Below are 24,165 nucleotides of genomic sequence, written 5' to 3' on the forward strand. Positions count from 1 at the left end.
CAAGCTGTTCTAAACAGCCCAGTAAACAGGGAAACGCGGGGGAGCGTTCATTTCAACGATGCCACACGAGCGCGTTGGGATGCCCTGAATTTCGATATTTTATTCATGTTAGGAGCAATTTATGACAGACAGTGCACGTATTTTTGGTCCGCGTAGCCCGCATAATCCGCGGATGAGCCGACGTCGTGGTGTACAAGTCATCGCAGCACTCGGGGCAAGTGCTATTGCCCTGGCGGGATGTTCGCAGGCTGATGACGCCGCTGATGCAGCAAACAACGCGGCCGACAGTGCTAGTGAAAACGTAGAAAGCGCAACTGAAGCCGCCACTACTGGGAAGGAAGAAAAGTTGACCTTTGAAAAACAGCAGGTTGCAGACCTGGACGTGCAGGCGAACCCCGTACCAGCAGCGGCGGCGAAATTGCCGCAAGGGTTTGATTTGCAGTCACACCGTTTTGGGCGTGGTGAATGGATCGAGTCTTCGCGTGAGGGCTTGGTTAATTCCCTGAAAATGGGCGTGACCACCCTGGAATTCGACATCGAGTTGTCTGCCGACGGGGTCCCTGTCGTCTGGCACGATACGAAGATCGATGCCGAGAAATGCCAGGACACCAAGCCTGTTACCGAGGGTGATCCACAGTTCCCGTACGTCGGCAAGCTGGTCCACGATCTGACTTTCGCGCAGCTGTCCATGCTGAACTGCAATAAGAACCTGGACGATTTCCCGGACGCTGCCCCGCAGGACGACAACCGTTTGCTGCAACTCTCTGAGGTCTTCGAGATCGCCGCGGATTACCCGGATGTGCACTTCAATATCGAAACCAAGCTGGAGCCGGAGCACCGCGAACAAACGGCATCCCCACAGGAATTCGTCGATGCGATCATGGATGAGGTGGAGAATGCTGATGTCGCGGATCGCACCATGATTCAGTCCTTCGATTGGGCATCGCTGCCGCTGGTGCGTGAACGCGATGCTGAGATTCCGCTGGTCTTGTTGTGGGACGAAACTACATGGAAATCGGGCTCGGCCTGGATTGGCGATGTTGATTATGATGCCGTCGACGGTGACATCGTAGAAGCCGCAAAACAGTTAGGCGTGCAGGTGCTTTCGCCTGGACATGCGGTTCCTTATGGGCAAACCCCGCGTGACGACGACTACCACCCGGTCGCTACACCGGAGCTGATTACTCAGGCGCACAAGGCGGGCATGGCGGTGGTGCCGTGGACTGTCAATGATGAAGACACTATGCGTGAGCAGATTGCTGCCGGCGTAGATGGCCTCATCACCGATTATCCAAGCAAAGGCCAGGCGGTACTGCAGGAGAAGTAGCGCGCTAGTGAGAGCAGTAGTGCACGTGATAAGAACGCGATGAGCTAAGAATTCTTCGCCGCATTTGGGTGGACTAATTTCGCGCTCTGCGTAGCGGTGGAGTTCAATATTGCTTATGTCTGAAGTAGATCCGCTCATTGAATCCTTGTACCGCTGGTCTGATGTCAGCGGCGTGCTGCTGATGGGAATTATCGGCGGCACTATCGCTCGGAAAAGCGGCTATGACATCATCGGGTTCTTTTTTATCGCGATGTTCTCCTCGCTGGGTGGCGGTATGGTGCGCGACGTGCTCATTAACCAGGGCACCGTCGCGGCAATGAGTGAGCCAGAATATCTGTACCTGGCTTTTACTGGTGCGCTGATTGCACGCTTTGTCTATTTCAAGGGTAAAACCTGGGATTATATCCAGGCGCATGGCGACGCCGTCGTCTCTGGCCTGTGGGCAGGAACTGGTGCGGTGAAGGCTATTACCTACGGTCTGCCGTTGATTCCGTGCATCATGATGGGCGTGTTTACCGCTACGGGTGGTTCCATGATCCGTGATATTTCCATGGGGCGGGAGCCAGCTGTTTTTGGCAATAATCAGCCCACGGTCATTCCGGCGATTGCCTGTGCCAGCATTGTGCTCATCGGCAATCACTTCGGCATGCTGGCCGTCGGCATGGTCGTCGGCCCGTTAGTTTCTATTTTCCTTGCACTGTTGGGTATTTGGGCTGGTTGGCGCGTGCCTGCCCACCAGGATTGGGCACCAATTAATGACACCGCGGCGCAGGTGAAAGTGCTGGCTAAGAAGGCTGAGCATAAAAGCCGCGCGGTGGGGCGCAAGCTGGAACCACACCGCGTGCGTTCTTGGCGGCACCGGCAGATGGAAGCAGCGCTGCAGCGTCGTATGGAAAAAGAGGCACGCTCGGGCAAGCACAAGAAGATGACGGAAGAAGAAGTCAGCGACTTTATGGATTCTTTTGATTCTGATGTGGATCAACTCAGCGCTAGTACCGACTCTGGCGCTGCTGACGAGACCGACTTCGGCATGGACTTGAGCGGTGATTCTTATGACACCGAAGAGCCGGTATCCACGGAAGAATCGCAGCGGTTGCTTGATGCCATTTTGGCGGATGACAAGCTCACAGATGAACTCATTGAACGTTTGATGAGCCGCTATAATTCCCGCGATTAAAAGTAGCTTACGGGGTTTAGAAAGCTTAAAACTTAGAAAACATGCCAATTTACAGTGCACAACCAGATCTGGAAATCCCGAATAGCACTGTCTACGACGTGTTGTTTGGCAACCTGACCGATGAAGATCGTGACCACATCGCTATCACCGATGATGCGACCGGTTCCATAACCACCTACGCGGAACTCAAAGCGCTTGTCGACGCATTTGCTGGTGCGCTCACGCACCGGGGAATAAAACCGGGAGATGTTATCGGGCTGCACTGCCCGAATAGTCTTGCTTTTGCCGTGGCATTCCACGGAAGTTTGCGCGCCGGGGCGAGCGTAACCACGTTGGGCGCACTGTTGAACACCGCGGATATTGCGCAGCAGCTCACAGATTCTGGTGCGAGCTACTTGTTCACCACCAGCATGCTGGGGCAAGCTGGCTTTGCCGGAGCCGAAGAGGCTGGAATCGTTGCTCAGAACATCGTGGATCTTACTGATGAAAACACCGGTGTGCAGGCTCTCGTGGCTGCAGGGTATGCCCCGCCGGATCTTGATATTGATCCTGCCACGCATGTGGCTGCGCTGCCTTATTCTTCAGGAACCACGGGGCTTCCGAAGGGCGTGCGTCTTAGCCACCGGAACTTGGTGGCGAATATTGTGCAGATGACTGCTCGGCTACAGGCTAACGGGGTGCACCGCGATTCTGTGCTTATGTGCGTGCTGCCGTTTTCGCATATATATGGCATGAATGTGTTGTTGAACGTTGGTTTGCGTTTACGTTCGCACATCGTGGCCATGCCGAAGTTTGAATTGGGAAGTTTTTTGGCCGCGCACCAAAAGTATGGGGTGACTTTTACTTTTATCGCCCCGCCGATTGCTGTGGCGTTAGCTAAGCATCCGTTGGTTGCTGATTTTGACATCAGCGCTTTAGAAACTGTGCTCTCCGGGGCGGCCTCCCTGGATGGTGAGTTAGCGCGCGCCGTTGCTGATCGCTTGGGGGTCAACGTTATTCAGGGGTTTGGTATGACAGAAACCAGCCCGGTCACAAACGTCGGCGATATCGGCGTGACCCCACTGGATTCCATCGGGGTGCCGGTAGCTAATACGGAAATCAAGGTGGTAGACGTTAACTCTGCCGCTTTCGAGGAAATTCCACCGCCTGCGCGTGCGGGCCAGCGTTCGGCCGACGGCGAGTTGTGGGTGCGTGGCCCACAAGTGATGCTGGGGTATCTCAACAATGAGGCGGCGACCCGCAGGATCATGCTTGACGACGGCTGGTTGCGCACCGGTGATATCGCAAACCTGGATCACCGCGGCAACGTTTACGTGGTTGATCGCTTGAAAGAATTGATCAAGTACAAGGGCTATCAGGTTGCGCCTGCGGAGTTGGAGGCGCTGTTGATGACGCATGAGGCCATTGCCGATGCCGCGGTAGTGGGGCACTGGCGTGAATCTGCTGGGGAAGAGCTACCGCGCGCGTTCGTGGTGCTGCAGCAGGGCGTTGATGCAGCTGATCCAGCTGTTAGTGCCGAGGCTTTACTGGAATGGGTGGCGCAGCGCGTGACACCATACAAAAAAATCCGCATGATGGAGTTTATCGACGTGATTCCGAAATCAAGCACCGGAAAGATCCTGCGCAAGGAGCTGCGGAACCTCCCTGTGACTGAGACTGAACGCTGAGAAGAACTGAAAGGAAGCAACATTCATCATGGCCTTGCTCGACATACTCATTACTAATGCCCGCATCTGGACTGGCGACCGCGAGAACCCGTCGGCAAGCGCAGTCGGCATTGTTGGTGACCGGTTCTTCATCCTCGATGAGGCCCAAGCCCACCAGTTGGGTGCACGGCGCCGCTTTGACGCCAACAATGCGTTTATCGCGCCGGGCTTTAATGATGCGCACTGCCACTCGGTGTGGTTTGGCCTGACGCTGGCGGAGATTGACCTGAGTGATTGCCACAGTGCACAGGATGTGTATGACACCTTGGCCCAGGCAGAGAAGGAGCGCCCAGACCAGGATTGGTTGATTGCTTCGAATTTCCGTCCGTCGAAAATGGGTGGGGAAGAACTGGACATCGCTGAGCTGGACCGCGCCACCAACAACCGCAAACTGGCCATCAAGCACAATTCTGGCCACAGCATGACGGTCAACACCGCGGGCCTGCAAGCTGGCGGCATCAACATTGATGACCCGGAGCAGCCCGAAGGCGGCCAGGTGGTGCTTGACGACGATGGCAACCCGACCGGCCTGCTGGAAGAAAACGCCATGCGCGCGATTAACGATCAGCTCAGCCCGGAATCTGTCGACGAGCTTGCCTATGCGTTGCAGCTGGCACACCGTCGTTATGTAGAAGAAGGCCTGACCTCGGTGACTGATGCCGGAATCGCCGGTGGCTGGATCGGACACAGCCCGCGCGAGATGGCCGCGTACCAGCAAGCCGCGGCGGCTGGGGACCTGCTGGCCCGTACCCAAGCGATGATCACCAGCGACGTTTTGCACCCGCTCGACGGGCACGCTGATGATCCGGAGGGGCACGGTCTAGATGCGGGCATCCGCACTGGTCTGGGCGACGAGCGCCTGCAGATCGGCCCGGTGAAGCTGTTTACCGACGGCTCAATGTTGGGTACCACCGCGGCGATGACTGAAGCCTATTGCGGCTGTTCACACCGCAAGGGCTACCTGCAGGGAGATCCGGAAGATATGACTGCGCAAGCCATCAAAGCTGCCGGAAATGGCTGGTCGCTAGCGTTGCATGCCATTGGTGATGCCGCGGTAGATTTGGCACTCGACATCATCGAAGAAGCCACCGAAAAATACGGGTCACCGGAAATGCCGCACCGCATCGAACACGGCGGGGTAGTGCGTGCTGATCAAATTGAGCGGCTGGCGAAAAACAACATCGTGGTGGTACCGCAGCCGCGGTTCATCCCGGAATTCGGTGGGATCATGGCAGAAATGCTCGGTGAAGAGCGCACGAAACTGGCTTACCCGGCCAAGCGTCTGCTGGAAGCGGGCATGATCTTGCCGGGAAGCTCGGATCGCCCGGTTGCCGATGGCGAGCCACTCAAGGTTATTCAGGCATTCGTGCAGCGTAAAACAGAAAACGGGGAAGAGTTCGGCCCAGCAGAAATCATCACCGTCGACGACGCGCTCTACGCATATACCGCGGGTTCGGCGGCAGCCACCGGCTGGGCGGGCCGCAAGGGGCAGATTGCGCCGGGCCAGTTGGCTGACTTGGTGGTGCTTGCCGACGACCCGCGTGAGGTGGATCCGGATACCATCAGCGATATCCAGATCCTGGCCACCATGGTCGGCGGTGAATTTGTCCACGGTGGGCTGGAAGAAGTGTAGTTTTACTGCAATCTGCTGCGGGCCTCGCCTGTTATATCCGCTGCAGATTAGCTGTTAAACCTGCTGTTTTCCGGCGCCCATGGATGTCACGGTGAGGCCGGAGGCCCGAATCAGGAATTGGATGCCGTCGGTGTCGCCGAGAACTATTTACCAGTGTGTATTCGCAAGGGCTGGGTAATGAGTAGCCGGAACCGTTGATTAGATATGTTATTAAACACAATCGTCAATAGTTTTTATTTGTTCTTTGCGGAGGCGCCGTGCCCATCACTATTACCGCCGAATTTAAAGATGCCCTGGATATTATTGAGCAGGGGCGGAATGTTTTGATTACTGGCAAGGCGGGTACTGGTAAATCCACCTTATTGCGGCATTTTTTGGACAGCCACAGCGATAAAGAAATTCTAGTAACCGCGCCTACTGGAGTGGCTGCACTGAACATAGATGGGTTTACCATACATAAGTCCTTTGGGTTCCGTCCGGGAATGTATCCGGATGCGCTCGCACCTGGTGGTGAGTGGAGTGCGTCGAGCAGAGTTTCTAAGGTGCTGAAAGCTATCGACGTGCTCGTGGTTGATGAAATTTCCATGGTGCGCGCGGACATTTTCGACATGATGGATATCGCACTGCGGAAAATTCGCGGTCGTGATGTTTCGTTCGGCGGAGTACAACTGGTGTTAGTAGGCGATCTACTCCAGCTTCCACCTGTTGTGACGAGCAAGGAAGCAGATCTGTTCAACAGCGTGTGGGATACGCCGTACTTCTTTTCCGCGAAATCTTATGCTGAACTGCAGTTAAAGGAGATTAACCTGACGACGATTTGGCGCCAGGCAGATTCCACGTTCGTCGATATCCTCAATGAGGTGCGCGAAGGCGTGGTTGGCAGTGAAGCTTTAGAAATCCTGAACCAGCGAGTAGACCCAGATTTTGTCGCTCCGGATGGTTGGGTTACGTTGACGTCACGTAAAGCTACGGTTGCAGCGATCAACCAAACGCGGCTGAGCCAGCTGCCTGGCCGTCGTTACGTTTCTTACGCCGAAAAGAACGGATACGCGGATGTCCACTCCTTTAGCGGCAGCGAAGAACTGCATTATGCTGTGGGGGCTCGGGTAATGACGGTGGTTAATGATGCCCACGGGCGTTATGTGAACGGCAGTTTTGGTGAGATAGTCGGCGCAACGGATAAAGAGATTATGGTGCGTATCGACGACACCGGCCAACTAGTGAAGATTGTCCGTTATACCTGGGAGATTAAACAGCCTGCTGTTGAGGGCGGGCGTTTGGTGAGTGTTCGAGTTGGTGCGGTGACGCAATTTCCGATTATTTTAGCTTGGGCGATCACGATCCATAAGAGCCAAGGCAAGACGATTCCGCGACTTTTCATTAATTTGAAAGGCGGAACTGCTACCGATGGGCAATTTTATGTCGCGTTGTCGCGGGCGGTTGATTTGGAGAATCTGCGGTTCTCGGCACCGGTGGAGCCCCGGCATATTCGGGCGAATAATGCGTTGGTGCGCAAGGTGCGACGGGAAGTGAGCGCCGGGATCAATGCTAGCCGCGTGGTGTTTTTGTCATTTAATGGAGTGAATTTTGGGCTTAGCCAGCACGTGGCACGTATTCACGCGATTATTTACCAAGATGGACGGCGGGTAGCTGATTTTGGTTCGTGGATTAATCCGATGGCAGACTTGGGTGATTTTGGCCGACAGCACAACATTCCAGCCAGGGGCTTAGCGATGGTGCCAACACTCGGCGATTTTTGGCCGTTGTTGCTGCGCCAGGCACAGGGAGGAATTGTTATTGGTGATCGCCTTGCGATGTTAGAAGGCGCAGTACGCCATCAAGAACCAGGCATGGATGTAGCGTTGGGTATCGGTTATGAAACTGGCGATTTTCAGTTTGAGGCGCAAGGCGAAACAGTGGTAGAGCGTTGCGAATCGATGGCCCGGGCTTACGAACAAGGCAAACTTGTGCCTGAACGTGGGCAGCTCGTCCCAAACGCAAACAAGGATGCGGAAGGTGCTGTGTATCGACCGCAGTGGGCGCCGAACTTCCCGATGATTTTGGATAATTCGCAGGCTACAGATTCCGATATCGCGTGGGCAGCAATGTCGGGAGGTGGTGCACAGCCGCAGGATTTTGCTGAAGTAGCAGAATGTGCCGAGCTTTTGTCCGCGTGGGCACTGTCGCGTGGTGCTTGGACCACGACGTTGGAGCATGAGATCAAACAGCGAGTTGCTCGTATTGATTCGCGTCCGGTTTCGCTCCCACCAGTGGAAGACGAAGTCGTGGACCTTTCTCAGCTGCTGCGCCCGGGCACCCGGGTGGCGTTTACGGGAGTCACCAGCTTGTTGGGCGGGTCTGCGAACGATGAAAGATCAGCAGAAATCTGTGCCGAAAAGGGGCTGGAGTACAAGAAGAATATGTCGAAGACGCGGTGCGACGTGGTTGTTGCCGCTGACATCGCTTCAATGTCGCGGAAGGCACAGGCTGCCCGCGAGTTTGGTAAACCGATTATTGCCCAAGAAGATTTTGAAGACTGGTACTACAACAACGATCATGCGCAGGAGACACAAACTCCGAACTACGTTGCGGTTTCTGCGCCTGCCCCTGAGCCAAAGGCTCCGGTAGTCGAAAAATTTGTTGCAGATTCACAACACTACCCGTATGGCCAGCAGCCGGAGACGGAAAAATCTGCTCTTCAGGTAGTTCGAGCAGACGAAGCTCTTGTCGAAGGCACCCGGGTTGCCTTCCGCGGTTCCACTGTCGTCAATGGTGAGTTGTACCCGCACGGGGATTCTCTGCAAAGGCTGTGCGCGATGCTTGGCCTGGACTACAAGCAGGCTGTTACTAAGACGCGTTGCGACGTCCTGGTTTCTGATGACATTACGGCTGAAGACGGTAAAACGGGGTTGGCCCGTCGTTATGGGAAGCCAGTTGTTACCGCAGCTGATTTTGCGCAGTGGGCGGAGCTCCAACTCGATGTGTCTTTTGCAGATGAGGCTTTTGCTACAGAAGAGGCCGAGGTTGACGAGCTTGCAGAACTAGCACAGCCTCTAGAACAGCAAGCTAGCGATGAGCGTAGAGTGCTTAACGACGAAGGCCAGCGCATCTGTAGCGCCGACCGCATTACTCGTGCGACACACAGGAACGAGGAAGCTACTCCACAACCACGGTCTATGCAGGCAGCGCGGGAAAATCTGGATCCAGAAATTGATGATGAGATTGGTGAGCAGCTGCTAGCCCAGGCACGTGCTTTGCGCTATGGCCCGATAAATGACGGCAGGGGCACTGATGCTGCACCAGTGCAATATCAGGCAAGTCATTCTGCAGAGCCTGCTAAACAAGCACAACCGCGGAAAGCGCCTCGCAGACTGAAACAGTCAGCGTTGACACTGGGTGGCATAACCGCAGTGACTATCGTTGCGGCTATTGCGGAAGCCCCAGCTGCGGTAGGGGGAGTGCTTATGCTCGGTTGGATGGCAGCCCTGGTCTGTGTAGTCGTGTTCGGAATCCTGGCGTTGGTGACGAAGAAATAACGATTGCCGAGGAACCAGGAACTTTGGGGGCCAGTTCAGAAAATGCTGCTCCATAATTCTGGAGACTAGTACCGCAACTGCAGTAGCAGTGGGATAACTGTTGTAACGATAATTCGATTCGATCAAGGGAAAGCTGCGAGGAGGCATCATGTCAGCACCATTATCGACTCCACGTTCAACGGAGGAGCTTCGCAGCGATCGTAACCAGGTCGAAAAAGAAATGTATCCTTACACAGTGGCGATGTTGCGGCGACTCCGAGAAGCAGACGCTCTCGAATTCAAAGAAGAAGAACTGCTCGATCGCTATGAAGCACTTTCGTGGCTCATTGAAGACTAATTTCTGTGGACACCAGCTAGTTATTATCGTTGCCTGCCCCGTCGAGGGGGCCGCAGCATCAGTCACGGGGTCGATTGGGAAGTAGACGTGGAAGCGGGGTATCGCCGACTGGGGTCCGGGGTCCTTTCGCCCTCTGGTGGTTCCTGCTGGTGGCGGTCATCAACGCCACACCCGCCATCCGCTTAGCCAGCGATTTCGGGGTGACCCATTCAGCCAGGTCCTCGGTGTGGGAGTTGCCGACATCCATGACCAGGCAGTTCGAGGTCACGAAACTGCCCGCCCAGCGTCTACGACGCACATACTCGGCAACCACATGATCCAGCCTGGCGACCGTCTCCAGGTCTGTCGCAGTGGTCACAGTGTGCGGGTTTGGGTAGTGGCGTTGTTTTGCTGGCCTGCCACCTGCGTGGTGAACATCGTCATTGCCCTCGTAGGGTGACTTCCTCAAAATCAACGTCTAAATAGGTGATCGGCAGCTCGAGGTGGTGGGCCCATTCGATCTCGGCGCGCTGGAGATTCTTCAGCGCTTTGAACACGGTGGGGTCTGGGTAGCCCTCCGTGTTGTGGGGCGAGAAACCGAGGTCGATGTTGACAGCAGTCGTCGTCATGCCGCACCGCTGTCCTGTTCGATGACCGGCAGCAGGCCGTACTGCTTCTTCAGCAAGTCGTAGACGAAGAGCCGTCCCTTCTGGGTCCAGTACATGTGCGTGCGGGTCTTACGCCAGCTCATGCAGGATTTTTTGGAGCGCACCAGTCCAGTACATGTGCGTGCGGGTCTTACCCTTGTCGTACTCGTGGGTCTTGGACTGCGTGTAGCTCTGCTCGGCGAACCGGGCGTAGAGAAACCAGCGGCCGGACTGCCTGAACTGCACCCCGGCGTCGTGCAGCAGCAAGTTCAGCTTCTTTGCCGACAATCCATAGTCTTTGGCGATTTCCGTGATGGTCAGCAGCGAGTCCGACTGGAGCACCACGTCGTAGTAGGAGACCTTCGGGGCGGACTCAAGCAGGACCTGGGTTGATGTGAATTCCAGCAAGCCACGGGTGCGGCCGCTTTGGGCTCTCACGCATACGCCCCTGAGTCCACGCGAATCCGGACACCCCGACAGCAGCAACTTTGTATCCGTTGGGAGAGGTGCTGTATAGTAGGTTGCAATAGATCCCCGGTCGGGCCTCTTCCCTGTAAGGGAATGCACAAATGGCCGGGGCCTTTCATTTCTATGGAGGCATACCCGATGCCGAAGGATTGGTTGAGCTACGAGCAACAAGTAGAGCTACTCGGTCGGCGCGGCATGCGCATCGATGACGAGGCATCTGCAGCTGAATTTCTCGCGCGGGTCAATTACTATCGCTTCTCCGGATACTTCCGGCATTGGCAGCATGACCCAGCGCGGGGCGACAATCAGTTCTTCGAGGGCGCCTCATTTGAGACGATTCGCGCTCTCTATGACGCAGAGCAGGAGCTGGTGGCTGTCTGTGATGAGCTCCTGCACCCCCTTGAGGTTCTCTTACGCACCCGGTTCGCCTATGCCTATGGTTGCCGTGTCGGGGTAACCGGGATGTTTGCACACGGCGAAGGTTTTACTCAATCACCTCACCCTGATGCTGAACGTGTCGAAGAGCACGCCCTTTCGAACCTTGATCGCAGTAAAGAGGCTTTCGTCGCCCACTACCGCGATGAAATCAAACAAGGCCATACCTACAAGCCTGAAGCCTATGACCGCATGCCAATTTGGGTCGCCGTGGAAGCTTTTTCTTTCGGTAGCCTGTCACGCCTCATCGAGGCATCCAGCTTGTCTGGAGTGTTGGATGACATTGCAGACTCGATGAATACCTCTCGCAGACTACTGCCTGGCCAAGTGAAGTCATTCGTGTACTTACGTAACCGGATAGCTCATTGTGCTCAATTATGGAACCACCGAGTGCTCGATGTTCCCGGCCTGCAGCCGAAGACCACCAGACGCATCAAACAGGACTACCGAAAATTCTCGGACCATTCGATTTACAAAATCCTTGTTGCACTCGACGACGTAGCTACCCGTTCTGGAATTTCGACCGGCTGGCTGTCAGAGACCATCGAGCCGATATTGGACAAGCATCGGTTGCTCGCGAAAGGAATCGCTGAACCGGCACGATACGGAGAACTATCTCCCGATACCCTTATCGACTAGTCCCTTTGGTAGAACTCGCACGAGTGGGGTTGCCCGCAAATCGTGGACACGTTGTTAAGCTGCTTAGGGGTTAAGCAGCGGCCTTCTTATTATCAATTTGATCAGCGAGCTGGGCTTCGAAATCGAAGAGGCTGATCATCCCGATGAACGAGTGGCAACGGCGCCGGTTGTGCAATCCCTAGTTGCTGGCAGACATTCCACAATTGTTCACTCGTGAACTGAGTGCCACGATCTGCGTGGAATACCAAGCCATCGGGTACGTCACCACGCAGGATCTAAGCCATGCGCAGTGCACGTTCAACCAGGTAAGAATCCTGCACACTACCCATCGGCCAGCCGAGGACTCGGCGGGAGTGTCCATCGCGGATAACGCATAGGTACAGCCAGCCCTGGCTCGTGCGTAGATAGGTAATATCCGACATCCATACTCGATTAAGCTACCCTTTTTCAAATAGGCGTTTCACCAGGTCTGCAAGCGTGGATTTCCGCTTGGATTGAATCGTTGTTACGGGAACAAACGCCCTGGGTGGAATACCCTCAATACCCATCATCCGCATGCGTTTGGCCACGGTTTTGCGATTTATAGTAGCCAGAACGGGAAGCCTCTAATAACCTGCTCATTGTTTTTATGCTGTGGTTCGCCTTGCTCTGGCTGTATTAGCTCAAGTTTTTCCGATCGCGTTGTTTCAAAGCGAAAAGGCGGTGGCCTGTGACAAGAACTCATTATCCATCTTGGCCGCAGCTAACTCACGACGCAGGCGAGCGTTTTCGGCTCGTATATCGGCATCACTACGGCCATCTACCGAGCCTTGGCGTTTCCGCTCGAGTTTGACCACCAGCCTAAAAGGCCTGGTCCGACGCAAATCTCCTTTGAAACATGAGCGATTGGGCGCTGCGACTCGATTACTAGGTTCGCGGCTTCACGTCGATACTCAGGTGTGTATTTCTTTCGCTGTTGACTCACAATGAACATCCGCTCTTACGGACACAGGATCCTTATTAATAGGGTGTCCACTACTCGAGGATAACCTCACGTTGAGCCTGAAGATACTCGCGAGATCATTGACATCAAAGAGCTCATTGCGGAGATTGAAAGTATTGTGATGCGCCAATCTCAGCTTCGCGATGCCATCGACGAGATCGTTAAGGACTTGGTAGAAGAATTCGTCGATTCCGTTACCGTAACGACCGCCGTTGATGAGGGGCCTGGCCAGCATACGTGCGCCGCAAAATGGCGCAAGAACTGAACCGCATTATTGAAGGCGAAAAATTAAAAGCAGACGCCACCTGGGATGTGGTACCCGCTGCTTTCGGTAGTGGAGCGGCCTACCTGGGCGGGGCGAAGATCGCGAAACTGCTTCCCCCGATGTCGCGGTTTAGCCGCGGCGGCGAGGACCGGAAAGAAAAACAATCGCGGGTTGAACAGAAACTACACGAGTTATTGGTGCGGTTTGATCCGCTGTTTGTGGAGGACGGGTCTGCTGAGCTCATGCAGATGCGTGGGGCGTAGTGATTTGCGCTTGCGAAGTTGGCCTGGGGTTGATGCCCAGGTGTTTAATCCTTAATCCTTTACTTCGACTGCTGTTTTTGCAGGGAACAACGGATAAATTCGAATGAAATAAGGCTCGTAATGATGCTGTGCGCGAATAAAGCTGGCGACTTTTTCGCATGGTGCCATCTCATCGAAGCATCCATTCCAATAGCTTTCCCACCAACGCAATTGGGCGTTATATCGAAAAGGAAATTGGCTGTCCATTGGTGGGGAATGCCGGAAATGTATTCTGGCGGCAAGAGTTTCAAAGGCAAATCCTGCTGTGCGTGCCAGAAGTTCTTGTTCGCTTCGGCAATACATGGACTGATTTGGCCACGGAAATTCATACATATACCCGTAAAAGCCGACTAGTTCTGGTTTTTGGCCTTGTGGTTTTTCTATTTCAATTTCTGGATTGAAATGGACTGGGCGGCCTAGATTTAGTGCGGGGTCGACTGTGTGGGCATAACGTTTGATCCATTCGAGTAGGGAGGCATCGTCGAAAATTTCGAATTGGAGATATATGTGGTGGTGTAGAAATGGGGTAATTTGGGTGGCGATTTGGGATATTTTTGCGTCTACGATGCACCGTTGTATTGCTGCTTGGTAGAGGGGGTCAAAAAATGCGGCTTTATAAGCATCGTAGGCTTCTTTGAGAGCGGTCTTGTCTAGTTTTCCTGCAGCCTCGAAAGATAGAATCGAACCGTACAAGAATGAATGGGTTTTGAACGCAAGTTGGTCCCGCGAAGGCCATGGGCCCATGACAATGTAGCAGCTCCATGAGTTCGGGGCTAGCGTGTAAACACATATTGACCTGGCATGATTCATAGTAGGTGTCCTAAGCGTTTCCATTGGTTGACGTGATCGGGGCATCTCGACACATAGGGCTCTGACCTTCTGATTCCAGCTGGGTTGCACCATGCGGTAATGAGTCCGTTAGCCCACTTGGCGGTTGTTCCTGTGTAGTTTTTTGGCTTGAATGGATCGAAGATCACGGTTATTTCTTCTGGATCATAGACTTGTTTACAGTTATTGCGCGTGAAGCTAGGGCCTCCGCATGAATAAAAGTAAACGATTTTATCGAATCGGAAGTAATCTTTGTCAGGGTCAGAACTGTAGCCGATTGGAGAATGTTTGGACACTGCCTCCATCATTTTGTAATTTGAGAAGTTATGTTTGCAAAGTGCTTTTAACTGACCCCATCCGTCCATCATAGAGGCATCATAAAATCCCTTACGGATCATAAACCTAAATTCGTCTGGGTAGTCCCGTGAGTTTGTTTTGCCTTTAATGACAGCCCCTATTTTTACGGCGAAGTTTTCGTTTTTCTTTTGCTCTGAAACTGGCGGCAAGCTGCTGCATAAATTCGCCGAGCGGGACATTCCTGGGGAAATATGCGAGTCAGCATCCATGGTTAGACCCGCAGTGCGGGTGGCGATTTCATTGGGCCAGTATTCTTCGTCGGAAGGGATCCAAGCGAGACTGTCAGATGAGCCAAGGACGGTACCCTTTGTAAAGTCTTGGTGGATTGAGTCATGCATAGATTCGAGAGAGGGGATCGGCCACCCCAAATCATTTGGGGTGCCACGATGCTGAATCCATAGGTTAAATAATTGTCCCTGGAGTTCACGTGCACCTAAAAGGTTATTCCAGGCAATGACACCGCGATCGCCAAAGTTGACTAGATGAAAAACTCCGGCATGTTCGGCGACTTCATCAGTCTCCGGAAATCCCAGTGTTCCTGTTTCCCGGCCTAATGATTCCCAGACCCTACGAGCAGGCAAATACATATAGTGGCTGCGTCGACTACTGCGCTGCCACGTCATTACTCCGTTTGAAAAATTATTAAATCGATATTCATCGGTATTAGACAACTCATTACTAACTGGAATGCCGATCGGATGAGATGGGCCACCTATTGCATCATAACGCTGTTTCAGGTCGCCCCAAATTGCGCCTCCAGTGACGGGTGAATAATAGGTGTCTCCACCTTGGAAATTTTGGTACTGAGCGACTGGCAATGGGCTAATATTTTTGGGCCCGGATGTTGGATACCCAAGGACTCCTTGCTCCCAACCTAATGAACCCCATTGACGCATACCATCGTTTGTGATGGCGTGTGCTCCAGTTTCGGGATGCCAATAGATAGCACCGCCAAGAAAAGTAGATCGATAACCGACTTGATCGGGGTTACGTACTTCTCCGCTTGTTGGTGGTCCTAGCCATGATAGTGCTCCGCCGATTTCCTTATATTTAGCTTTAATTGCGCCGCACACAGAAAAGCGTGTTGGCCATACCCTTTCGCAAGCACTTCTGGATTCCCCTATTGATGCAGGGGCCTCAGGATTTCCTAAGGATTGCACTGGAGTTGTGGTTGTTTGAAGTTCGTATTCAGCAACTGTTTCCGGGTGCTCGAGCGCAAATTGTTTTATTTCATCCTCAGGCGAGGGTTGGTCACGATCTGCAACATAATCCTGGGTTTGAGTTTCTAAAGCTATAGCTTCATCGGTGAGGACATCGTCGCTGACGGCACTGACCTGTGCTGATGCAACCTCTGAGTTGAAAACTGCGAGCAGCGTGATTAGAGGCATGGCCAATATGGCTGTGTAGTGTTTGCGTCTCAATCTGATCAGTCCCTTGTGATCTCGTAGATCCTCGCAGATCTAAACGGTGAAGTGAACCCACTTTAGTAGAGTGTGACACAAATCGCGTATATGGTTGTATGCACTAAATTGGCTTAAGGAGACCAGTGAAGTTGGCCTGGGGGGATTCCCAGGCGTTTAATCCTTGCCCTCGGATGATTGTCTTGCAGGGATCAACGGATAAATTCGGATGAAATAAGGCTCGCGACCACGCTTCGCACGAATAAAGCTTGCGACTTTTTCGCATGGTGCCATCTCATCGAAGCAGCCATTCCAATAGCTTTCCCACCAACGCAATTGGGCGTTGTATCGATAAGGAAATTCACTGTCCATTGGTGGGGAATGCCGGAATTGTATGGTGCCGGCAAGCTCTTCAAAGGCCATTCCTGCTGTGCGCGCCAGAAGTTCTTGTTCATTTCGGCAATATTCGGACTGATTCGGCCACGGGAATTCATACATATACCCGTAATAGCCGACTAGTTCTGGTTTTTGTCCTTGGGGTGTTTCTATTTCAAAATCTGGATTGAAATGGACTGGTCGGCCTAGATTCAGCGTGGGATCAATTGTGTGGGCATATTGTTTGATCCATTCCAGTAGGGAGTCGTCGTCGAATATTTCGGGTTGTAGATATAGGTGGTGGTGTAGAAATGGTGTAATTTGGGTGGCGATTTGGGATATTTTTGCGTGTATGATGCACCGCTGTATTGCTGCTTGGTAGCGGGGGTCAAAAAATGCGGCTTTATAAGCATCGTAGGCTTTTTTGAGAGCGGTCTTGCCTAGTTTTCCCGTTACCTCCTCGGAGAATTGGATAATATTGAACAAGAGTGAATGGGTTTCGAATGCAAGTTGGTCTCGCAGATGCCACGGGCCTTCGACAAAGTAGTGGCCCCATGCTCTGGAGATTAGTGTGTAAACACATATTGACCTGGCATGATTCATAGTAGGTGTCCTAAGCGTTTCCATTGGTTGACGTGATCGGGGCATCTCGACACAACGGTGCTTTGTGACCCATTGGTGCTTTGTAGCCCATTGTCTTCCTGAATACCAGATTACGGATTGCTAGTGATCCTCCCACTGAGGATGCGGGGCAGAGCCTCCGCAGCGGTGGCTGTGACAATCACGCTGGCTAGCTGTGATAAATCCGTCGGCTGTGGGCTGACCTCCACGATCGGAATACCACGCCTATACGCCGTCACAGGCAGCCCGGCGGCAGGGTAGACCACCCCAGAAGTTCCCACGATGAGCAGCGCGTCCGCCGTGGACATCCGACGTTCCGCCTTTACCCACTCATTTTGTGGCAACGGCTCGCCAAACCAGACTACGCCCGGCCGAATGAGCCCACCGCACTCCCTGCATTCTGGTGGCGTAATCTTGTCCACTGGTCTGGTAGGCAGGGCAATCTGCTCACGATAAGGCGTTGCGCAATCCGTGCAGCGGAATTCGAACAAAGAACCATGCAAGTGGGCAACATCTTCACTGCCTGCGCGTTCATGCAGATTATCAATGTTTTGCGTTGTCACGGTCACTTTTCGTGCTGCTGCGAGGGCGCGGTGTCCGGCGTTGGGCTCGGCGCGTTGTGCCAAGTGTGCGCGCCATAAGTACCAGGCAAACATGGTTTCTGGATCGCGATGCCAGGCATCGATCGAAGCCATCGCCTGCGGGTCCACGTTCTCCCACAAGCCGGTCTGCGCATCCCGGTAAGTGGCGATCCCACTATCCGCACTCATGCCCGCGCCAGTAAACACTTCCACCTGTTTGGCGTCGGCAAGAATCTCGTGGGCGTCGATAAGCGATTGCTTCATGCCACAAGCCTACGGTGTGGTGCGAGTTAGCCACCGCGATCAGGCTCAAGAGTGCATGTAATTCGCTACCTAGCTCACGGCAGATTTGTCCTGTTCGCGCTGCGAGTTACTTTGCGTGCCATCACCCTGCACGCGTTGTTTCCGGTTGGATAGCCACAGCCAGATCACCAGGATGAGCAGAAAACTCAGCACTGCAAATGCCACGAATGCCAAAGAGATCACCACGGTATTGCGCGGCTCGTCGAAAAAGATCATGACCACGACCGAGGCTGCGAAGATTGCAGCGAAGAAAGTGATCAGCCAATTCTTTTTCGTGTGCTCCTTGAAGGACATGGTTTTAATTTTAATGGGGGAGCGTTTTGGAGACAATTTTTACCGCACCACAACAATCACACTGCTTGCTCAACTGGCTGTTTATCGACCTACATCTTTTGAAGGAACCTATTAGTAACCCCGCCGGTCATGAATTATTTTCCGACTATTTTATGAGGTATTTATAGGACTGTACACAGGTTATCTGTGCGAAGTCTTATAGATGGGATTTGGGTCATCATGTCTGAAGTTCAGCGCGCGTCCTTGGCAGAGGACACAGAAGATCGGTCGAAGCCGGTCCTCGCATTCAATAGTGCATGGGTGCAAGGTGTTGCACTGACCATGCTTTTCGGCTTTTTCGTCATGGGCTTTTTGGCGTATCGAACTTACGATGCCTCCATGCCGCAGCCAGAAAAGATTGTTTCGCAGGAGTCCGGTGAGACCATCCTGACTTCTGAAGAGATCACCCATGGCCAGGAATTATTCCAGGCCCGCGGCCTGCAACAATATGGCTCTGTGATGGGGCACGGTGCATACCTGGGCCCTGATTTCACCGCGGAGTACCTGCGCATGGCCACTGAGCACGCCAAAGAGCAGAACTCAGCAAACGGTATCCCAGGCTTCATCTCGCCGGAGTCAACGGAAGATGAAGCCATCGTCGAGGAATTCCGCACCAACCGGTTCGACGAACAAACTGGTGTGCTGGAGTGGACCCCGAACCAAATCTCGGCATTCGAAGAAGCGCAAAAACACTACCTGGACTATTTCGGTACTAACTCCGATGTTCACGGTCTGCCGAAGGAGTTCATCAACAACGAAGACGAAATTCACGACCTCACCGGCTTTTTCGCTTGGACCGCATGGGCTTCTGCTGCAGAACGCCCAGCCCATGATTATTCCTACACAAACAACTGGCCAGCAGAGCCACGTGTGAACAACACTCCGACGGCTGACTTAGTTGTGTGGTCGGTGCTCTCTCTAATTGCACTGATCGGTGGTATCGGTCTGATCTTCGCCATCTACGGCCGCTGGTCGCGCCAGATTGGCTGGCACGCTGAAGAGACCCCAAACCTCGATTTCAAACAACCCGGGGAAGTAAAACTGTCCAAATCGCAAAAAGTGGTTGCCTGGTTCGTTCTGGTCACCATGCTGCTGTTCCTCATCCAAGCGCTGCTGGGTGCCGCAGTACAGCATTACCGCGTGGAAATCGAAGGCTTCTTCGGAATCCCGCTGCAAGAAATCTTGCCGTACAACGTCGCGCGTACATGGCACCTGCAATTATCCCTGCTGTGGACTGCCGGTGGTTTGCTGGCCGCCGGTATCTTCCTGGCACCATTCATTGCCCGCCGCGAACCTAAAAAACAAAGCTGGCTGACATGGGCTCTGCTGGGCGCCATCGCCTTTGTCGTCTTCGGTTCCATGGCCTTTGAATGGCTCTCGTCCTTCGGCATCGTGCCAGAAGGCAGCATTTGGTCGCAGCAGTGGGAGTTTTTGGATCTGCCACGTTTCTTCCAGATCCTGCTGACCATCGGCATGTTCCTATGGATCTTCATGATCTTCCGAACCCTGCACGGTCGCCTGAAAACCGAGCACAAGTCGAACATGCCGTGGTTGTTCTTCTTCTCCGGGCTGACCATCCCAGGTTTCTACGCCGTCGGCATGCTTGCAGGCTCGTCGACGCACCTGACTGTTGCAGAGTTCTGGCGTTTCTGGGTTGTCCACCTTTGGGTCGAAGACTTCCTGGAACTCTTTACGACGATCATGGTTGCCTATGTCTTCGTGTTGCTGGGTGTTATTCGCGAAAAGATCGCCCTGGGCATCATCTACTTGGACATCATTTTGTATTCCATTGGTGGCGTGATCGGCACCATGCACCACCTGTATTTCTCCGGTACTCCGGTTGAGCACATGGCGCTGGGGTCGTTCTTCTCTGCCGCCGAGGTGGTCCCGCTGACATTGTTGACCGTCGAAGCCTGGACGTTCATGCAGCTTGGATCTAAACAGCGTGCGACCGGCAAGCGGCCATTCCCACACCGTTGGGCTGTGATGTTCCTGGTTGCCGTTGGTTTTTGGAACTTCTTGGGTGCCGGCATCTTCGGATTCTTGGTCAACCTGCCAATCGTGTCATACTTCCAGATCGGTACCGCCCTGACGGCCAACCACGCACACGGCGCGATGATGGGTGTTTACGGATTCCTTGCCGTCGGCCTAGGCGTGTTCGCGCTCCGTTACCTGACACCTCCGAAGTACTGGTCGGATAAGTCGATGCAGTGGAGCTTCTGGCTACTCAACATTGGCCTGCTGTGGATGGTCTTCATTTCGCTGCTGCCGTTGGGCACATTGCAGCTCTACCACTCGGTTGCGGAAGGTTATGTTGAAGCTCGTTCGCTGGGATACATCACCCAGCCGGATAACGCCCTGATCGAATGGCTGCGCCTGCCTGGCGACGTGATCTTCATGGCCGGTATTCCTGGCTTGATCTGGGGAGCATTCAAGGCCGTGCGTCACAGCGGCGAGATCCCAACGATGGAAGATGAGAAAGAATTCCCGGTCACGCCACTGTTTAGCAAGGTGGAATCCGAAGAAAACCTAGAGCCCGTTGGTACTGGAGCACAAGGCCAAGGCTCTCCGGTTGGATTGGTCTCCGGTGGCCATGGCCGCGTCGACAACCGCACGGGCGCAGAAGTCTCGGATACACTGGATAAGCACAAGGCCAACAGCTCCACCAAGTGGGGCGGTAGCTACAGCTCCGACAAGCGTGACGACGACAGCAAGTAAGCAAGCGAGATAGCAATGGAATTACCTGCGGTATTTACCATCCTCAGTTCCATCTATGGTCTGTTCCTGCTCGCCGTGGCGTGGGGTTTTGACCGGATGGCTCGGTCGGCATCCAATCGCACCAATGGTGATCAGACAGGTGGATTCCGCTATATGGAATCCCACGATGCTTGGCAGTGCCCGGAAGACCAATGGCTGTGGCCTTCCAGCTTCGACCCAGAAAACCGCGTCATGCGTTACCGGGGTAACCCGACCGTGTGCAACACCTGTCCGGTCAAGCAATCCTGCACGGTCAGTGCGAAAGGCCGCGAGGTTACCCGTCAGCTTGACCCGTGGCCACATTCGGAGACCGGACGTTTCCACCGTGGGGTTTCTTTGGCGGTGGCGTTGATGGGCTTTATTTTGCCGCTCATGTCATTGCTTGTGCATTCGTCGACCGCAGATTTGGTATTGACCGGTGGAGTGCTGGTCGTGCTGGTCGGCGGCACTATTCCTTTGGCGCGTCACCTGTGGTCCACCCCGTCGAACTTCCCCGAAGAGCTGCCATCGATGGATAATATCGAGGCCGAGGTTAATGCGGCCGTAGCTGATAAATATGGTGTGAAGTACCGTTCGACGAAAGAAGCCATCGCTGGCGTGCGTGACGACGAAGTCTCCCGACTTGCGAAGAAATACGGCTCCGAGCGCATTCGCGCAACCGGCGAAAACCACGACGAAGTCATTGCTGCAAAATACAAGCACCACTATGGTTCGGATAGCCGATCGCAGCGTCGGTTGCGCAGCAAACCAGTGGAAAACTCCTAAAACATACAAGCCTCATTAGGCATAAAGGTAAGGCACAGGCGAATTTTTCATGAGCGCACTAGTATTTTGGCCGATCATGGCATTGCTGGCATTGGGAGTGCTGGTGGTGATCATCAGCTATTCGTTTAAGGTCATCAAACAATACGAAAGGGGAGTGGCCTTCCGGTTTGGGCACTTGCGCCCGTTGATGGAACCGGGCGGGCATTGGATCATCCCGGTGATTGACAAGATGGAACGCGTCGACCAGCGCGTGGTTACGTTGACCATCCCGCCACAGGAGATCATCACGAAAGACAACGTCTCGGTGCGTGTGAATGCCGTTGTCATGTTTGAGGTGACCGATTCGATCAAAGCTGTGCTGCAGGTAGAAAACTATGCGGTCGCGACCTCGCAGATCGCGCAGACGACGCTGCGTTCGCTGCTGGGACGTGCCAGTTTGGACGATTTGTTGGCGCACCGCGATGAGCTTAATGAGGATCTTCGACGCATCATCAATGGTCAAACACACCGTTGGGGTGTAGAAACTCGGATTGTCGAAATCAAGGACGTGGAAATTCCGGAACTCATGCAGCGCGCCCTCGCGCGTGAGGCAGAGGCCGAGCGTGAGCGCCGTGCGAAAGTCATTTCGGCACACGGTGAACTGCAATCGTCGAAAGAGCTGCGTGAAGCGGCTGAGGAATTACAAAAGGCGCCAGCCGCTCTGCAATTACGCTACTTGCAGACCATCTTGGAGCTGGGTGCTGACCAGAACTCTACCGTGGTGTTCCCATTGCCCATCGATATTCTGGGTGGGTTCATGGACAACATGGGCAAGTTCCAGCAGGGTTTTAGTGATTTGAACCAAAACCTCAGCTCATTGGTGGGCAATAAAGCTGATGAGTCACCAACGAGTGACAACAACGACTCGCCTGCGGACAACAACTCCGATAGTGGCAAGCAGGCTGGTGAATTCACCTCTTTGGATCTGCGGCCAGAGACTGCCGAATACAAGCTTGACGACGGGTATGGCAAGGACGTCGACGGCGAGAAGGGCGACGATAAAACCGTCGACAAAGAGTAATCGCGCACCGCGTTATTCGCAGGCTACGCCGTCCTTGTCTCGGTCTAGCTGTGAGCGATAGCCTGGATCGCCTGCGTGCAGGGGAGCGGCACCGGCTGCACGAGCGGCTGCGCAATTTTGGAAATACGTTTCGCCGCTGGGTGCCGCCGGTGGAGCAGCAGGAGCATCGACGTGCGCCGGCGCCACCGGGTGCTCGTCCATCTCGGGATTCGCCCCCGGAGCCTCCGGTGCTGGTGGCTGATCTGCTGGTGCTTCCTGAGCACGCGGGAAGCGTTCGTCGTAACGTTCCGGGAGCACCGTGCCATTGCCACGCCCAGAATGCTCGTGCGCGTTGACTTCGGCTGGGTTTGCCGCTGCGTCTTCAGCACGTGCTTCTTCCATGGATTCTGCCGACGCGGTTGCAGTTTCCGTAAAGGTTTCCGTTGACGTTTCGGTAACCATTGCTTGGTCTGCTGAAGAATCCACATCCGTGCATGATGCTAAGAGGATGCACGTGGTAGAAAGCGTCGCTAAGAGTGTTTTGCGCAGGGAATTCACATGTGGAGATATTTCCTGATGGCTAGCTCTAAAGCAACTCTTACGTTGTTCAAAAACTAATCATGCATATAATGTGCTCATGACTATTACAAAGACCTCTCGTCGCCGTACGCTCCGTTCCGCAGCCCTGGGCATCACCTCCGCATCCGCACTGGTGCTGGCCAGCTGCTCTTCTGAAGAAGTTAAAGACACCGCGGCATCGGTAACCTCCGAGGCTGGCGAAGCCGCAGAGTCCGCCACCGAAGCTGCTGGTGAAGCTGCTGAATCCGCCACCGAAAAGGCGAAAGAAGCCGGGGACAAAGCAATGCAGGCCATTGATGCCGAAATGCGCGTCACCCCGGACCCAGAAGCTGGTGTGGAAGCAGACAGCGAACTGCAGATTGAACTGTCTGGTCTGAACCCGGATCAGGGCTACTACGTCGCTATTTGTGCTGACGACGAAAACGACTCTGAAGGTCGTCCACCACTATGCACCGGTGAGCATGGCGACGAAGCCACCCAGGCTTGGGTCAAGACTGAGGGTGGCACCGTGGACATGAAAGAAGATGGCACCGCTGTTGTCACCTTGCGCGCGACCCCAACCGGCGAAGGCGTCGACTGCACCACCCAGGACTGCAACGTGCAGTTGTTCGGTGACCACACCGAAGGCTTCAAGCGCGTTGAAGAAACCGAGATCAAGTTCGTCTAAGAACATAGATATGGCGGAACTCTAGCAAGCTACGGTAACTAAGCCGCAATCTCGTTTTGCATTGCCTTCCGCATTCTCTTCGCACAGCCATGCTGGTCATGATGACCGGCATGGCTGTTTTTGCGTT

The 24,165-nt window shown here is 54.1% G+C and carries 21 protein-coding genes and 3 pseudogenes; 13 read left to right on the forward strand and 11 right to left on the reverse strand.

Features of this window, described 5'->3' with window-relative positions; all coding sequences use genetic code 11:
* Nucleotides 1–121: 121 nt before the first annotated feature.
* The 6 genes from HMPREF1292_RS05215 to HMPREF1292_RS05240 all read left to right on the forward strand — a co-directional run bounded on the left by HMPREF1292_RS05215 (nucleotide 122) and on the right by HMPREF1292_RS05240 (nucleotide 9,716).
* Nucleotides 122–1,327 carry a glycerophosphodiester phosphodiesterase family protein gene (locus HMPREF1292_RS05215; protein WP_023019021.1) on the forward strand — a complete coding sequence of 402 codons (1,206 nt, stop codon included), beginning with the start codon at nucleotides 122–124 and terminating at the stop codon, nucleotides 1,325–1,327.
* A 115-nt stretch (nucleotides 1,328–1,442) separates the two neighbouring features.
* The gene (locus tag HMPREF1292_RS05220; RefSeq protein ID WP_021351903.1) at nucleotides 1,443–2,504 is read left to right on the forward strand and encodes a trimeric intracellular cation channel family protein; all 1,062 of its coding nucleotides are present in this window, start codon (nucleotides 1,443–1,445) and stop codon (nucleotides 2,502–2,504) included.
* 41 nt (nucleotides 2,505–2,545) lie between these two features.
* On the forward strand, nucleotides 2,546–4,171 hold the full coding sequence (locus HMPREF1292_RS05225) for an AMP-binding protein (RefSeq protein WP_023019022.1): 1,626 nt from the start codon (nucleotides 2,546–2,548) through the stop codon (nucleotides 4,169–4,171).
* A gap of 28 nt (nucleotides 4,172–4,199) precedes the next feature.
* Nucleotides 4,200–5,843: an amidohydrolase gene (locus HMPREF1292_RS05230; RefSeq protein ID WP_023019023.1), complete on the forward strand. Its 1,644-nt coding sequence runs from the start codon at nucleotides 4,200–4,202 to the stop codon at nucleotides 5,841–5,843.
* A gap of 257 nt (nucleotides 5,844–6,100) precedes the next feature.
* Nucleotides 6,101–9,379 (forward strand): AAA family ATPase, encoded by a 3,279-nt coding sequence (locus tag HMPREF1292_RS05235; protein WP_023019024.1) that lies wholly within the window; start codon nucleotides 6,101–6,103, stop codon nucleotides 9,377–9,379.
* Between the two features lie 148 nt (nucleotides 9,380–9,527).
* On the forward strand, nucleotides 9,528–9,716 hold the full coding sequence (locus tag HMPREF1292_RS05240; protein WP_023019025.1) for a hypothetical protein: 189 nt from the start codon (nucleotides 9,528–9,530) through the stop codon (nucleotides 9,714–9,716).
* Nucleotides 9,717–9,774: 58 nt separating this feature from the next.
* On the opposite strand, the gene HMPREF1292_RS05245 is transcribed toward HMPREF1292_RS05240, so the two are convergent.
* The 3 genes and pseudogenes from HMPREF1292_RS05245 to HMPREF1292_RS11580 form a co-directional block, all read right to left on the reverse strand.
* Nucleotides 9,775–10,074 carry a hypothetical protein gene (locus tag HMPREF1292_RS05245; protein ID WP_023019026.1) on the reverse strand — a complete coding sequence of 100 codons (300 nt, stop codon included), beginning with the start codon at nucleotides 10,072–10,074 and terminating at the stop codon, nucleotides 9,775–9,777.
* A 61-nt stretch (nucleotides 10,075–10,135) separates the two neighbouring features.
* Complete coding sequence (locus HMPREF1292_RS05250; protein ID WP_021351898.1) at nucleotides 10,136–10,324, reverse strand: hypothetical protein; 189 nt, start codon at nucleotides 10,322–10,324, stop codon at nucleotides 10,136–10,138.
* Nucleotides 10,321–10,729 (reverse strand): annotated as a pseudogene (locus tag HMPREF1292_RS11580) (phage antirepressor KilAC domain-containing protein); the annotation flags it as partial. The pseudogene HMPREF1292_RS11580 and the gene HMPREF1292_RS05250, both read right to left, overlap by 4 nt.
* A gap of 219 nt (nucleotides 10,730–10,948) precedes the next feature.
* Between HMPREF1292_RS11580 and HMPREF1292_RS05260 the strand changes: the two are divergent.
* Nucleotides 10,949–11,884 (forward strand): Abi family protein, encoded by a 936-nt coding sequence (locus HMPREF1292_RS05260; protein WP_021351896.1) that lies wholly within the window; start codon nucleotides 10,949–10,951, stop codon nucleotides 11,882–11,884.
* A gap of 275 nt (nucleotides 11,885–12,159) precedes the next feature.
* Here the strand turns inward: HMPREF1292_RS05260 and HMPREF1292_RS10810 are convergent, their stop codons facing one another.
* Nucleotides 12,160–12,306, reverse strand: coding sequence for a DDE-type integrase/transposase/recombinase (locus tag HMPREF1292_RS10810; protein ID WP_023019028.1), 147 nt, complete (start codon nucleotides 12,304–12,306; stop codon nucleotides 12,160–12,162).
* A 264-nt stretch (nucleotides 12,307–12,570) separates the two neighbouring features.
* Nucleotides 12,571–12,720 carry a hypothetical protein gene (locus HMPREF1292_RS11235; protein ID WP_023019029.1) on the reverse strand — a complete coding sequence of 50 codons (150 nt, stop codon included), beginning with the start codon at nucleotides 12,718–12,720 and terminating at the stop codon, nucleotides 12,571–12,573.
* A 264-nt stretch (nucleotides 12,721–12,984) separates the two neighbouring features.
* Between HMPREF1292_RS11235 and HMPREF1292_RS11055 the strand changes: the two genes are divergently transcribed.
* Together HMPREF1292_RS11055 and HMPREF1292_RS05270 are read left to right on the forward strand one after the other, a co-directional pair.
* A complete protein-coding gene (locus tag HMPREF1292_RS11055) occupies nucleotides 12,985–13,131 on the forward strand; it encodes a hypothetical protein (protein WP_153246453.1) in 147 nt (48 codons plus the stop codon).
* Complete coding sequence (locus tag HMPREF1292_RS05270; protein WP_023019031.1) at nucleotides 13,116–13,394, forward strand: hypothetical protein; 279 nt, start codon at nucleotides 13,116–13,118, stop codon at nucleotides 13,392–13,394. The genes HMPREF1292_RS11055 and HMPREF1292_RS05270 overlap by 16 nt, the downstream gene beginning before the upstream one ends.
* Nucleotides 13,395–13,445: 51 nt before the next feature.
* Here HMPREF1292_RS05270 and HMPREF1292_RS05275 read toward each other — a convergent pair whose 3' ends face one another.
* The 5 genes from HMPREF1292_RS05275 to HMPREF1292_RS05300 form a co-directional block, all read right to left on the reverse strand.
* Complete coding sequence (locus HMPREF1292_RS05275; protein ID WP_034645135.1) at nucleotides 13,446–14,177, reverse strand: hypothetical protein; 732 nt, start codon at nucleotides 14,175–14,177, stop codon at nucleotides 13,446–13,448.
* A gap of 62 nt (nucleotides 14,178–14,239) precedes the next feature.
* Complete coding sequence (locus HMPREF1292_RS10815) at nucleotides 14,240–16,006, reverse strand: LGFP repeat-containing protein (RefSeq protein ID WP_023019033.1); 1,767 nt, start codon at nucleotides 16,004–16,006, stop codon at nucleotides 14,240–14,242.
* A 189-nt stretch (nucleotides 16,007–16,195) separates the two neighbouring features.
* Nucleotides 16,196–16,996, reverse strand: a complete 801-nt coding sequence (locus HMPREF1292_RS05290; RefSeq protein WP_021351890.1) for a hypothetical protein — start codon at nucleotides 16,994–16,996, stop codon at nucleotides 16,196–16,198.
* 110 nt (nucleotides 16,997–17,106) lie between these two features.
* Complete coding sequence (locus tag HMPREF1292_RS05295; protein ID WP_021351889.1) at nucleotides 17,107–17,859, reverse strand: NAD-dependent deacylase; 753 nt, start codon at nucleotides 17,857–17,859, stop codon at nucleotides 17,107–17,109.
* A 69-nt stretch (nucleotides 17,860–17,928) separates the two neighbouring features.
* Nucleotides 17,929–18,192 carry a hypothetical protein gene (locus tag HMPREF1292_RS05300; RefSeq protein ID WP_023019034.1) on the reverse strand — a complete coding sequence of 88 codons (264 nt, stop codon included), beginning with the start codon at nucleotides 18,190–18,192 and terminating at the stop codon, nucleotides 17,929–17,931.
* 219 nt (nucleotides 18,193–18,411) lie between these two features.
* Between HMPREF1292_RS05300 and HMPREF1292_RS05305 the strand changes: the two genes are divergently transcribed.
* From HMPREF1292_RS05305 to HMPREF1292_RS05315, 3 genes and pseudogenes are all read left to right on the forward strand, one after another.
* Entirely contained in the window at nucleotides 18,412–20,949 is a 2,538-nt protein-coding gene (locus HMPREF1292_RS05305; RefSeq protein WP_023019035.1) for a nitric-oxide reductase large subunit, read from the forward strand.
* Between the two features lie 15 nt (nucleotides 20,950–20,964).
* Nucleotides 20,965–21,570 (forward strand): annotated as a pseudogene (locus tag HMPREF1292_RS05310) (hypothetical protein); the annotation flags it as partial.
* A gap of 259 nt (nucleotides 21,571–21,829) precedes the next feature.
* Nucleotides 21,830–22,558, forward strand: a pseudogene (locus HMPREF1292_RS05315) (SPFH domain-containing protein); the annotation flags it as partial.
* 267 nt (nucleotides 22,559–22,825) lie between these two features.
* Here HMPREF1292_RS05315 and HMPREF1292_RS11375 read toward each other — a convergent pair.
* Nucleotides 22,826–23,278 carry an excalibur calcium-binding domain-containing protein gene (locus HMPREF1292_RS11375; protein ID WP_232218012.1) on the reverse strand — a complete coding sequence of 151 codons (453 nt, stop codon included), beginning with the start codon at nucleotides 23,276–23,278 and terminating at the stop codon, nucleotides 22,826–22,828.
* 151 nt (nucleotides 23,279–23,429) lie between these two features.
* Here HMPREF1292_RS11375 and HMPREF1292_RS10480 point away from each other — a divergent pair, with 151 nt between their 5' ends.
* Nucleotides 23,430–24,038 carry a hypothetical protein gene (locus tag HMPREF1292_RS10480; RefSeq protein ID WP_023019039.1) on the forward strand — a complete coding sequence of 203 codons (609 nt, stop codon included), beginning with the start codon at nucleotides 23,430–23,432 and terminating at the stop codon, nucleotides 24,036–24,038.
* Nucleotides 24,039–24,165 lie beyond the last annotated feature (127 nt).

The organism is Corynebacterium sp. KPL1995, from assembly GCF_000477935.1.
GTDB classification, from domain to species: domain Bacteria; phylum Actinomycetota; class Actinomycetes; order Mycobacteriales; family Mycobacteriaceae; genus Corynebacterium; species Corynebacterium pseudodiphtheriticum.